Genomic DNA, 12027 nt, shown 5'->3' with positions numbered 1-12027 from the left:
GGGATTGTGCTTGCGGCGTGTCACAGAAGTGTTTACACATCGGCCTGCTGCAAGCAATAAACAACATTGAGGCCATGCTTACCTAAAAACAATTAAACACCAAACCTGCCAAATGAACCCAACTTCAAAGATACTTGAAACGTGTTATCCGACAAGTCATCCAACACTGAAACTAAAGGCTTTAACCTAAAGTTAAAGCGACCATCTTCAATGGGTGATTACCATCAAACGAAGGGAAGTCTTCATGGCAGTTTAACCACTGGTGGTTGACGACACTGCGTCCCTGTTTTTCGACACATTTGACTAAGCTATCAAACCAAGCCTGACGGTCAACTTTGGCGACATTGTTACAGCAGACGATGGTGCCGCCTTTCTTGGTGGTTAACATGGCGGGTTTAAATAGACCTTGATAATCATTGATCAGATCCACGGTACCGAAGGCACTTTTGGCGAAACGTGGTGGGTCGAGGAAAACCAGGTCAAACTGTGTCGCGGTCATTTTGGGGTAGGCGGGTAGTTTTTGATTACGGCGGCCTCCCACTTTAAGTCCGGCTAGCTGACGCAGTGCTGGGAAGGCGTCGCTTTGAATAAACTGGCAAACATCTGATACACCATTAAGCTCAGCATTTTTGCGGCCTGCTTCTAAGGCGAATGATGAAAAATCGATATTGACCACACGTTTTGCTCCGCCGACAGCAGCTGCTGCACCTATGCCACAGGTGTATGAGAACAGATTGAGTACGGTTTTGTTGTTGCTGTTGGCTTTGACAAATTCACGGCCGACACGCATATCTAAAAACAGCAGCGGATCTTGTCCTTCGTGGCGTAGCTTAGAGATAAATTTAATGCCATTTTCATGCATCACCAGAGTTTGATTGGCAATGTCTTCGCTACAAATATCAAGTTGATTCATCACTCGAGAGTTTTTATCGGAGCGATCGTTGTAGATAATGGGCAGTGCTTCGACTTGCGTTAACGCATCTCGAATTTCTGTTAGCTCTAGGTCATTGAGTGTTTGATGAAAAGTTTGTATTAACCACGCTTCACCATACCTATCTATGTTTAGGCCATTTACGCCTTCGACAGTGCCATGAAATACACGATAACAATCAGTATTGCTTGTCTTAGCTTGGGCAAGTAACGGGTGACGTTTTTCGAGGGCGGAAGCTAAAAATGTAGAGATAGACATGGTAAATAACTCGTTTAAATGGCTAATATTGATTGCAGGCCGTTGCCGCTGCGCAATGATAACAAAATTGCTCGCTAAAATCGGCGTAAAATTTGAGGCTTACTGACAGATGAATAGACCAAAGTTAGTTTTAGTACACGGTATTTTTAATACTGGCAGGGTGATGGACTGGATGAAGAGACAATTCGAGTCTCAGGGCTTCGATTGTTTTGCCCCTACCTTAGCTCCCTTCGATGGCAGAGATGGCGTTGAGCTTGCTGCTGAAAACTTGAAACAGCAGATCCACAATCGTTTCGGATATGAGCGAGAGATCGCTATTGTTGGCTTTAGTATGGGGGGAATAGTTGCTCGCTATTATCTGCAACAGTTAGAGGGGCACTTACGCACTACGCACTTATTCACTATCTCAAGCCCCCATCGTGGCAGTTATATGGCTTATCTTCCCTATCCGTCAAAAGCTTTCAAACAGCTTAGGCCGAACAGTGAATTGTTAAGCTTACTAGATGAGACGGTCAGTACAGTGAGTGAACTGTCGCTTTTTTCCTATAGCGCAAGGATTGATTATACCGTTGCGCCGAGTCGTTCCCATTGGCCTGTGGCAGTGAACAAGCAATTTAACGTCTATCTACATATGTCGATGATATTTAGCCATCAAGTTGTTGATGACATATTAGAGGAATTAAATCATTGCCCTTAAAGACCATAAGTTTAGTTATTATGTCGAGCTCGTCGATGTTTTAGTGCTGGCAGGGCTTCTAGGGAGCATAGCAGCAGTCCCGTCCAGATCAATGCAAAGCTGATCGCTTTGACATTATCTAAATGTTCATTAAACAAAATAACAGCGAGAAGGAAGTGCAAGCTAGGCTCGATATATTGCATTAGCCCTATCATAGATAAGCTGGTGGCCCTGATAGCCAAAGCAAAGAAGACTAATGGCATTAGGGTCAGAGGCGCTGTCCCAATATAGAGCAGCAATATAGAGAACTCTCCTGATAATGCTGACGATATGGCGACACTTTGATCTGAACTCCATAACCAGATCAGATAAGCTGCAGCAAAAGGTAATAACCAGATGGCTTCCAGTGTTACTGAGGTGAGGGAATCGAAGCGAATAAACTTTTTACATAAACCGTAAAGGGCAAAGAAGCTGCCCATGCAGAGTGCAAGCCAAGGCAGTTCGCCGTAGCTATAGACCATATAACTAATGCCACATATCCCTAATACTACCGCCATTTTTTGCGCTGCAGTTAATTTATCCCCTAAACATAAGACACCTAAACCAATGGCCAAAAGAGGGTTGATGAAAAAACCTAAGCTGGCAGCGAGAACTTGTCCATGAGTGATAGCCCAAGTGAAACTATACCAAGAGACACACATGATCAGTGACGCTAGTCCACAGAGTACGACAGATTTTTTGTCGGCCTTGAGCTGTGAAATAGCAGGCATTCTGCGCCCCATTACTAGAAAGACTAATGCCATAAAAGGAACCGAGAAAAGGATCCTAAACGCCAATAATTCATTGACACTCGCATTAGGCAGAAAATGATAATAGAGCGGCATCAAACCCCATAATAGAAACGAGATGGCTGCGAGTGCATTGCCTTTAAATGAAGGGGATACATGGTTTGATCTTGTGGGATGCATATTTAATAACTTGAGTTGATTTGACTATTTAAAGGCGCGCATTCTCTCACTGAACAGAGAATAGGTATGTGATCTCTGTCACTCTAAATTGTCTATGAAGTGAATTACTGTTAACCATTAAAGCGTGGAGAAAAGGAGACGATCGCTGCGTGAGTACAGGCCACTCAGCGATCCATTACTGAAGGGTATATAACTATGAGATAGGCTGAGAAGCTTGGCCGCTTTCGGCAATCCAGCGATCAATATCGGCTTCGACCACATTCATCGGGCGGGCACCCGGAAGCAGTATGAGGTCATGGAATTGACGGATATCAAACTGCTTACCCATTGCCTGCTGTGCTTTGGCTCTGAGTTCTATCAACTTTAACATTCCCAGCTTATAGCCCAGTGCTTGCCCTGGCCAAGCGATATAGCGGTCAATGGCTGAGGCCACATTAGTTTGAGTTGAGCCCGTGGCTTGGGCAAAGTATTCAATGGCTTGTTGGCGGTTCCATTTTTTATGGTGCAGTCCAGTATCAACCACCAGTCTTGCTGCTCGATAAGCCTCAGCTTTTAGACGGCCTAAATTGCCCCAAGGATCATTATCATACATACCCATCTCAAAAGCGACTTGCTCAGAGTACAGTGCCCAACCTTCAATATAGGCATTAAAGGACGCATTTTGACGCATCAAGCCGATATCTGTTTGCAGCATATTGAGGGCTATCTGGAAATGATGCCCAGGTACCGCTTCGTGATAAGTTAATGTTTTCAGTCCGTACTTGGAGATTGAAGTCATGTCCATCAAGTTGATAAAGAAGACGCCGGCTCGACTGCCATCTAATGCTGGTGGCATATAAGATCCGCCTGCCGCACCCGCTTCTGTTTCAACAGGAACACGTTTAACGATGACTTCTTGGGGCGGTAAAGTCGAAAACAGTTGTGGGGCTTTTTCCATGACAATTTCGATATCTCGGCTTAGGTCGTTGAGCAGTTGCGCTCGGCCTTTATCGGAATCCTCATAGAGGAAGCGAGGCTCATTATTAAGTTGGATCATGCGCTCCCCAACAGTTCCTTCGCTGTAACCATTAGCCTTTAAGATGTTGTCCATTTCGGCGGTAATGCGGGTAACTTCAGCCACGCCTAACTGATGGATTTCATCGGCGCTAAGCGTTGAGTCGGCGAGATAAGTGATCCCATGCTGATAGAAGCTCTCACCATTGGGTTGGGCCCATATGCCGACGTTTTCAGGCGCTTTATCCTGCAGTTCTTGCATCAGGTTATCAATTTCGCGGTAGGCTGGGTATATCTTCTGCGACACGATGTTACTCGCTGACTCAAGCAAATCTAGTTGCTGTTGTTTTTCTAACGATTTGATATTAATTAGTTTGTCATTAAAGCTGGTGACTAGACTATGTTCGTTGGCTGGGTTGGCGACAAAGCTAGCTAGGTATTTTAACGTATTGGTAAATAATGGTTTAGGGAGTATTACGCCTATTTTGGCATCATCAATAACCTTGGTTTTTACTTGATTAGCCATTATTGCTAAGGCTTCTAAGCGGGCAAGGTAATCTTGTGCTTCTTCAATGTTGGTGACGCTCTGTTGATCGCTTAAGATTGCCGGAATGTCGATGAGTGGACCACTGATCTGGTTAACGATATAGGGAAGGTGTCCTCCCCAGGTATCGATATATCCGGCGCCGAACATTTTATCACCGGCATAGTAGTTAGCGATAACCTGATTGACAGTAGCATGGCGTTGCTCATCATCTGAAAATGCATCGGTTGGGATATTGGCAAATTGAGATGCGGTTAAGTGCATCTCCTCTTGTAGTGCTTGCATACCGCTGGTGGAGTAATCTGGTAGACGGCGCTGAAAATCTGCTGCGATCTCTTTAGATAGATTAAGAGAGGTGGCTAGGGCTGGTTGCTTATTAATGAAGTCCTTGGCAAATTTTTCGACTGTGGCATCAAGCTCCATTACTGGGGTAGCTTGTGTTATTGGTGTGGATGTCTGTGGGCTCGCAGAGTCTTGAACTGTGGATGTTTTGATATCGACGTTGTCGCAAGCCATAAGTGCTAAAAGGACACTCAAACTGATTAAACTTTTTTTAAACATTCTTGTGCTTCCATGTAGGTAATTTGTGTTCTTTTTGTGAATGATACCCTGTTTTACTCTGGTTGGGATCTGTTTTAAAAGGAGGTGCTTTAGCTTGATAGCTATATTTAACCATAAGCAGTCTTGATGGCGACTTTAGTCGATAAGTGATGCAAGTCTGGCTGGGAAATTTTGTTTGTCTTAGATCTAGTTTGTAACAGAGCGTAAACCTAAACTTCCTTTTTGCGTCAGAGTCGATAGATTAGTAAGTCATATCGATATCGTAGGTATTCACCTGAAGGGAGTTTGGCGTAAATGGTAAAAATAACAGTAAAGCTAACCGGTTTAGGATTAATATTGGTTGCCGGTATAGGTCTAGTAGGTTATCCATTAAGCGTCGATGCTGCTGATAAAAATCCAGATTTAGTCTTTACTCAGCAAGTCATTAACGCACCATTTTCGCTGACCCATACGTTACTTGCCGTCGATGTTTTGCCGAATATTGGCAAGGAGTTATTAGCGTTTGGGGTGGATGATGATAAACAGAGATGGCTTGGAATTTTTGCCCGAATCCCTGAGTCTATGAGATACAGTCTGGTGGATAAAATCTTATTGCCATTTTCATTTCATTGTTTCGATATTAGTGACGAAGAGGAGGGCACTCAGCAACTCTATTTTCAGTCCAGTGAACATTTGCTGCAGTTTATGCCTGCGAATAAATCTGCTCCATTTAAGGTGATCGCAGACATTAATCCCATGACGCTTAAATCCCGTGCGGATTACCTTAGTCGGGGGGATTTTGTCAAAGATCTTAATGGTGATAACAGAGCTGATATTATGATTTCAGGTTTTACAGATATCACCTTGTTACTTACTCAAGAAGAGGGCGGTTTTGCTCGCCAAACTTTACCTATCAAGCCGTTTATTAATGTGTATGAAAAGAGTGTTAACTATACCGAATCTACATTATATCTGGCCGATATGAATTTAGATGGACACAAAGATATTGTCAAAATCGGTGAAGGTGAGCTGGAGAGCTATTTTCAAACGAGTCAGGGAGGTTTTAATGCTATCGCGAGTTATCATCCAATGAGACAAGCGCTCAGTGGGGTTGATTGGTGGCTTAAGAGAGATGCTTTTGGAAATCAGTTAGATCAAAGTTCATTAGTTTACCGTAAAGTTGAGGAGATCAGCGACATTAATAATGACGGGATAACCGATATTGTGCTTCGATATACCAAAAGCTCTGGCGTACTGGATAGGGTGAATGATTACGAAATATTTCTTGGGGAGAGCAAAGAGGGGGAATTATCTTTCTCTATTGAGCCTAATAGTGTGATCCACGCTGAAGGAACGTTAACCGGATTTGAGTTTATTGATATTGATAATGATGACATATTAGAAGTCATGGTGTCAGGTTTTGATATTGGGTTATCTCAGATTATCGGGGCATTAATTTCAGGCAGCATCGATCAAGACGTGTATCTATTTAAGATGGATGGGAATGGTCGGTTTACAAAGAAGCCGAATATTTCCAAAGAGGTGGAGTTGAGTTTTAGCTTAACATCTGGGCAGAGTGGTCAGCCTGTGATAAAGCTTGCCGATTTTAATGGGGATAAATATCAAGATCTGCTTCTGTCTGATGGTGATACTGAACTAAAAGTGTATTTAGGTGAACCGAGTTCAAGTTTAGTTGGCAGGCGGGGTGAGGAGATAGAAGTTAATCTTCCTAAAGAGGGAGATATGCTATCGATTGCTGACCTTAATTATGATGGTAAAGACGATATCTTGATTAAATATGGTCGTCAGGATGATGTGGGCTTGTTAAGTCAGTTTAAGGTGATTATCTCCGAGTAAGGATCACGATGCAAAATGTAAGCTGGCAACACAGCCTTTAGGTTCGTAAGGGGTTAAGCTGAATTTCCAATCATAGCGTTGGCATAGGGCATCGACAATGAGTAAACCGAGTCCATGTCCCTCTTGTCCTATCTTTGGCTGGCTAACCTCACAACCTTGATCGATCACGCGAATGCAGTTGTTATCTATCTCTATGGTGATAAAACCTGGCTCACTAGCGTTGATGGCGTTGCTTAGTAAGTTACTCAATAGCATGCGCATCACAGGTGGACTTGGTTGGATTAAGGGTTCAGCATTTAATATCAGCTTAATCGTGATCGATTTTGAGTCTGCCAAGGGCTGTAAGTACTCAATAATATGCTCCATTTCGGCTTGATTAAATTTTCGGCTATCAATTTCTCTTCCTTGCTCATGTTTCACTAAGCTTAACAATGCCTCGATGGTGTGATTCATATCGGTGGCGGCTTTGGTTATTCTCTCTCTTTGTCTGGCATTAAAGGTTGCGTCACCTTCGAGCTCAAGTAATCTAGTCGCACCTTGAATAATAGTTAACGGGGTTCTTAACTCATGACTAGCATATTTTGCAAATGCCTGCTCTTGTTGAATGAGTAATTCGTTTTGGGAGCGGTAGTGATTAAGGCATGAAGTCAGCTCTTTAAACTCTGTGACCGTACTCCCTGGCACGGAAAATGGCATTCCACAGGTATCAGACTTGAGCTGTTTACTCAATTGTTTGACAGGAGTGACCAAACGTCTTGTCAATTTAGCTATTGCGTAACCAAACAGAATAAAAAGCAATAACATGAAAAGGATAGAACCGAAGTTGATGCTGCGCCACTCGTTTTCTGAAAGCTCGGCCTGTTCGGCATCCATGACTAGCAGCAAGGGAATCTTCTGCCCATGATCAAGGTATTCAGTACGATAGATAAATAGATCATTGTTTAGATTGACCGTTATCTCATCGAGAAAGTCCAAGGGGTATTTTACTAAGCTGCTGTATTTGTCCGGCAAACTATTTAAGTTGTTGTAGGCTGTAATATTGGTTGCAATCATTAAGGGGGGGCTCTCCCCTTTGAGAAACTGAACTATCGCTGGAGCTGCACTTTGCGAGAGTACACGCCTGTTTAACTCATCTTCTAACCAATAAAGTACTGCTTGGCTAAAAATAAACAATAAGGCAGCCACAAGAATGGCTATGGTCGCAAAATAGACACTGAGTTTTTGAGTCAGCGTATTTGCAGGGTATTTATCATTATTCATCGTTAGCTGTGTAACTCGAGTTTAAAGCCCACCTTAGGAATGGTGACCAATATAGGTGTGCCGAAAGGTTTATCCAGCTGGTTTCTTAACTGATACATGTGGCTACGTAAAATGTCGTTACTCGGTGGAGTGTCGCCCCATAATTCATCGATAAGCTCTTCTCGTTTGACTAAGTTGGGTGCTCTTTTTATCAAAACGTGCAGAATTTGATAGCAAATGGGGGTCAATGCGACCTTGTGTCCTGAACGGTACAACTGATGCTCAGCGATATTCAGCTCCAAGGGTCCATAACGTAATGTGCAAAGGGCGACGTTGCCTCTGTGTCTATTGAGCAGGGCTGTAACGCGGGCATTGAGTACATCTAGATCGAAAGGTTTAGCTAAATAGTCATCCGCGCCTGATGAGAATCCACTGAGTAGGTCTTTTTTATCATCCAGTGCGGTCAACATGATGATCGGTGTGGCACAGCCTACTTCTCTGAGTTTTTTGGCTAAGGTTAACCCATCCATCTTGGGAAGCATGATATCTAAGATGATGACATCGAAGTTCTCTTTTACTGCCAGCTGATAACCGAGTTCACCATTGGTTGCAAAGTCAACGTCGGCGCCTTGTGCGTCAAAGTAGTCAGCTAATATCCCTGCAACATCGACGTTGTCTTCAATAACTAACAGTTTTGTTAGAGGCATTTGCTTCTCTTCTTTGTTCAATATCGATGGGTATTATTACATGGTTTTGTGAAATATTTGTCGATACTCTCTCAGGGGGAGCTTAGCTATTCATGATTGATATGTGGCTGGTATATGCGACAATGCCGAGGCCTTAAATGGCTGAACCATTTTCTATTAGTTATAAACCAGTGTTATCTGAACGGAATTAATGACTTCATTTCCGTTCAAGGCCAGCTTGGAGTAAAAATGAAAAATTTGAAACCCCCATTTGCTGTAAAAGCAGTTTTAGCTTGTTCACTTATCGCGTTGTCTGGCTGTCAAACAACCAATCCTTATAGTAATGAGTCACAAAATGCCAAGGCGACCAATGGTGCTATCATAGGCGCAATCGCTGGTGCGGCTATTGGTGTTATTTCATCAAGTAAAAGTGACCGAGGTAAAGGCGCTTTGATTGGTGCTGCTTCCGGTGCAGCCCTAGGTGGTGGCATCGGTTACTACATGGATACCCAAGAAGCGGAGTTAAGAAAACAGCTTCAATCAACGGGTGTGAGTGTGACACGCAGTGGCGATAATATCGTATTAAATATGCCTAATGAAGTGACTTTTGGGGTCGATGAGACTCACCTGAGCGCAGCGGCAAAGAATGTGCTCAACAGTGTGGCTCTCGTTGCTAAAGAGTACGACAAAACACGTTTAAATGTGCTTGGATATACAGATAGTTCTGGCTCTGAGTCTTACAATTTAAGGTTGTCTAAAGTTCGTGCTGTTGAAGTGGCTGATTATTTAGTTTCTCAAAAAGTTAACTATGCCAGAGTAAAATCTGATGGTATTGGAGAAGCTAGACCTATTGCATCGAATGCCAATAAAGAGGGGCGTGCACAAAATCGTCGTGTGGAAATTGTATTGAGTCCACTCTCTTAAAATCGATGTTATATTGTGATTATTAGAAGCTGTCTTACGACAGCTTTTTTTCTTTATAACATGGACATTTTGTCTTTCCCTGAACGAAAGCTCGCGATCTTATTCTCATTTTACCAAAGATCATCTTAGGTTTACTTGTTGCCCTATGGGGGTTATGGCTTGATGTGGACATAATTAAAGAGAGTAAGGACAATGCGATGAAAAGATGGATAGTCAGTTTGGTGCTGTTGTCACCTTTGATGTTAACAGCGGCGGAAATAAAGCAGCCTGATACGATTGAACTTAGGGCGGCGGGAAGCTTGAAAAAGGCGATGAACGAGATTATTGAATCTTATGTTCAACAAGGGGGAGAGCCGGTCCATGCTCAGTACGCACCATCTGGCTTATTGCGTAAACGTATTGAGCAAGGTGAGCGCGTTGACCTTTATGCTTCAGCAAACATGAAACATCCACATGCCCTTAAACAGGCAAATAAAGGTGGCTCGGTTGTGATGTTTGCCCGTAATAAACTGTGTGCAATGGCCCAACCCGAGCTTGAGGTTACCAGCTCAAGTCTACTCGATAGTATGCTCAACAATAAGATTAAGTTAGGCACATCGACACCTAAAGCTGATCCGGCTGGAGATTATGCTTGGAAGTTGTTTGCTAAGGCGGAGACGTTAGTGCCGGGTGCTCAATCTCGTCTACAGAGTAAGGCGTTACAGTTGACCGGTGGCGCCGATTCGGCTCAAGCACCTAAGGGAAGAAGTCCCTACGCTTGGGTGATGGAAAATAAGCGAGCCGATATCTTCTTAACTTACTGCACTAATGCCGTATTAGCTCAAAAAGAGCTGCCATCACTGCAGATTTTGGCCATTCCAGAGTCACTGTCGGTGGGGGCTAACTATGGTTTGATGGTGTTAGATAATTCACAGGATGAGGCCGCTGACTTAGCCATGTATATTTTGTCACATGACGGACAAACTATTTTGGCTAAGTATGGCTTTGATGCGCCATTAATTTAAATTATATCTAGGGAGCGACTAGGCTCCCTTTGGTTATAATTGCTAGTGAAGTAAATAGAGAGTGGCTAAACCTAGGAAGGCAAACAGACCAATGATGTCTGTGACCGTGGTGAGTACCATACCGCCAGCGAGTGCAGGATCGATTTTCATCTTCTTAAGCAGTAAAGGAATACATGCGCCTGCAAATCCAGCCACGGTCATATTGATCAACATGGCCCCACCAATGAGTCCTCCTAAAGCAAGATCGTCTTTCCAGAGCCAGATAGCGATAAAAACGAGCACTGACCAAAGGAGCCCATTGAGAAAACCAATCGCCAGCTCTTTACCGATGAGCCAACGGGAGTTACTTTTGCCTATCTGTCCTAATGCGAGACCACGGATCACCAAGGCTAAGGTTTGATTACCGGCAACACCGCCCATACTGGGGACAATGGTCATCAAAATAGCAATGGTTGCGAACTGCTCTATTGTCCCTTCGAACATATTACTGACTGAGGCAGCCAAAAGTGCGGCAAACAGGTTGATGGTTAGCCAAAGTGAACGTTGAAGCGTACTTTTTAATACTGGACCGAAAGTATCTGCATCATCATCCATACCCGCCATTCCCATCATGGAATGTTCGGCATTTTCCCTGATGACGTCGACCACATCATCGATGGTAATACGACCAAGCAGCTGGTTGTCATCACTGATAATAGGCGCTGATATCCAGTCATGACGTTCGAAGAGTTGTGCCACCTCAATGTCTGACATGCCGACAGGAATACCTTCGAGCTTGTCATCCATAATATCTCGTATGGATGAGTTCGGATCACAAGTCAGCAGATCTGCTAGCTCTACACCACCAAGTAATCGGTCCTGTTTATCAACTACATATAAAGTATCAGTGGCTTCAGGAAGATTTCCTCTAATCCTTAAATATCGTAGAATCACATCGATATTGACATCCGGGCGTAGTGTTACTGTATCGGTATTCATGATACTGCCAGCCGTGTCTTCCGGGTAAGAAAGAGCTTGTTCAACCCGAGTTCGATCTTGACTACTCATTGTCTGCAGAACTTGTTTGAACACACTGTCAGGCAGGCTACGTAATATATAGGCGAGATCATCGGTGTCCATGCGAGCGGCTGCTTTTGCAACTCGTTCGGGACTCATCTGTTTTATAAAACTGTCTTTGAGATCTTCACCGAGCTCATCGAGGATCTCACCGGTTTGATCTTGATCGATGAGTTGCCATAAGACCTGACGAGTTCTGGGCGGGGATGATTCGAGAATAAAGGCGATGTCAGAGGCTGCCATATCATGGAGCATATTTCTGACGTGGACAAACATACCGCTGCCTAGGGCTTGAGTTAGCTGGTTTAATCGTTGATCAGTAAGCGCATTATCTAATACTTCAATTGGCAT

The 12027-nt window shown here is 43.7% G+C and carries 10 protein-coding genes; 4 read left to right on the top strand and 6 right to left on the bottom strand.

Annotated features, from left to right (window positions below; genetic code table 11):
- Positions 1-181 precede the first annotated feature (181 nt).
- Complete coding sequence (locus tag HWQ47_RS24030) at positions 182-1189, bottom strand: class I SAM-dependent rRNA methyltransferase (RefSeq protein ID WP_269968500.1); 1008 nt, start codon at positions 1187-1189, stop codon at positions 182-184.
- A gap of 109 nt (positions 1190-1298) precedes the next feature.
- Here HWQ47_RS24030 and HWQ47_RS24025 point away from each other — a divergent pair, with 109 nt between their 5' ends.
- The gene (locus tag HWQ47_RS24025; protein ID WP_269968499.1) at positions 1299-1886 is read left to right on the top strand and encodes a lipase family alpha/beta hydrolase; all 588 of its coding nucleotides are present in this window, start codon (positions 1299-1301) and stop codon (positions 1884-1886) included.
- Between the two features lie 11 nt (positions 1887-1897).
- Here HWQ47_RS24025 and rarD read toward each other — a convergent pair whose 3' ends face one another.
- Together rarD and HWQ47_RS24015 are read right to left on the bottom strand one after the other, a co-directional pair.
- Positions 1898-2833, bottom strand: coding sequence for an EamA family transporter RarD (rarD, locus tag HWQ47_RS24020; RefSeq protein ID WP_269968498.1), 936 nt, complete (start codon positions 2831-2833; stop codon positions 1898-1900).
- Between the two features lie 193 nt (positions 2834-3026).
- On the bottom strand, positions 3027-4931 hold the full coding sequence (locus tag HWQ47_RS24015) for a DUF885 domain-containing protein (RefSeq protein WP_269968497.1): 1905 nt from the start codon (positions 4929-4931) through the stop codon (positions 3027-3029).
- Positions 4932-5225: 294 nt separating this feature from the next.
- On the opposite strand from HWQ47_RS24015, the gene HWQ47_RS24010 reads away from it, so the two are divergent.
- Positions 5226-6767 carry an FG-GAP repeat domain-containing protein gene (locus HWQ47_RS24010; protein ID WP_269968496.1) on the top strand — a complete coding sequence of 514 codons (1542 nt, stop codon included), beginning with the start codon at positions 5226-5228 and terminating at the stop codon, positions 6765-6767.
- Positions 6768-6770: 3 nt separating this feature from the next.
- Here the strand turns inward: HWQ47_RS24010 and HWQ47_RS24005 are convergent, their stop codons facing one another.
- Positions 6771-8027, bottom strand: coding sequence for a sensor histidine kinase (locus tag HWQ47_RS24005; protein ID WP_269968495.1), 1257 nt, complete (start codon positions 8025-8027; stop codon positions 6771-6773).
- A gap of 2 nt (positions 8028-8029) precedes the next feature.
- The gene (locus tag HWQ47_RS24000; protein ID WP_269968494.1) at positions 8030-8713 is read right to left on the bottom strand and encodes a response regulator transcription factor; all 684 of its coding nucleotides are present in this window, start codon (positions 8711-8713) and stop codon (positions 8030-8032) included.
- A gap of 228 nt (positions 8714-8941) precedes the next feature.
- On the opposite strand from HWQ47_RS24000, the gene HWQ47_RS23995 reads away from it, so the two are divergent.
- Both HWQ47_RS23995 and HWQ47_RS23990 read left to right on the top strand, forming a co-directional pair.
- Positions 8942-9616, top strand: coding sequence for an OmpA family protein (locus HWQ47_RS23995; protein ID WP_269968493.1), 675 nt, complete (start codon positions 8942-8944; stop codon positions 9614-9616).
- Between the two features lie 197 nt (positions 9617-9813).
- Positions 9814-10620, top strand: coding sequence for a molybdate ABC transporter substrate-binding protein (locus tag HWQ47_RS23990; protein WP_269968492.1), 807 nt, complete (start codon positions 9814-9816; stop codon positions 10618-10620).
- Positions 10621-10662: 42 nt separating this feature from the next.
- Here the strand turns inward: HWQ47_RS23990 and mgtE are convergent, their stop codons facing one another.
- Positions 10663-12027 carry a magnesium transporter gene (gene mgtE, locus HWQ47_RS23985; RefSeq protein ID WP_269968491.1) on the bottom strand — a complete coding sequence of 455 codons (1365 nt, stop codon included), beginning with the start codon at positions 12025-12027 and terminating at the stop codon, positions 10663-10665.

Origin of the sequence: Shewanella sp. MTB7, assembly GCF_027571385.1 — a bacterium.
Classification (GTDB): Bacteria; Pseudomonadota; Gammaproteobacteria; order Enterobacterales; family Shewanellaceae; genus Shewanella.
This window is presented reverse-complemented; position numbering and strand designations above follow the sequence as displayed.

Coding starts and splice junctions, on each gene's coding strand:
- HWQ47_RS24000 (WP_269968494.1), bottom strand. CDS start 8,713: ATGCCTCTAACAAAACTGTTAGTTATTGAAGACAACGTCGATGTTGCA.
- HWQ47_RS24015 (WP_269968497.1), bottom strand. CDS start 4,931: ATGTTTAAAAAAAGTTTAATCAGTTTGAGTGTCCTTTTAGCACTTATG.
- rarD (WP_269968498.1), bottom strand. CDS start 2,833: ATGCATCCCACAAGATCAAACCATGTATCCCCTTCATTTAAAGGCAAT.
- HWQ47_RS23995 (WP_269968493.1), top strand. CDS start 8,942: ATGAAAAATTTGAAACCCCCATTTGCTGTAAAAGCAGTTTTAGCTTGT.
- HWQ47_RS24030 (WP_269968500.1), bottom strand. CDS start 1,189: ATGTCTATCTCTACATTTTTAGCTTCCGCCCTCGAAAAACGTCACCCG.
- HWQ47_RS23990 (WP_269968492.1), top strand. CDS start 9,814: ATGAAAAGATGGATAGTCAGTTTGGTGCTGTTGTCACCTTTGATGTTA.
- HWQ47_RS24025 (WP_269968499.1), top strand. CDS start 1,299: ATGAATAGACCAAAGTTAGTTTTAGTACACGGTATTTTTAATACTGGC.
- mgtE (WP_269968491.1), bottom strand. CDS start 12,027: ATGCCAATTGAAGTATTAGATAATGCGCTTACTGATCAACGATTAAAC.
- HWQ47_RS24005 (WP_269968495.1), bottom strand. CDS start 8,027: ATGAATAATGATAAATACCCTGCAAATACGCTGACTCAAAAACTCAGT.
- HWQ47_RS24010 (WP_269968496.1), top strand. CDS start 5,226: ATGGTAAAAATAACAGTAAAGCTAACCGGTTTAGGATTAATATTGGTT.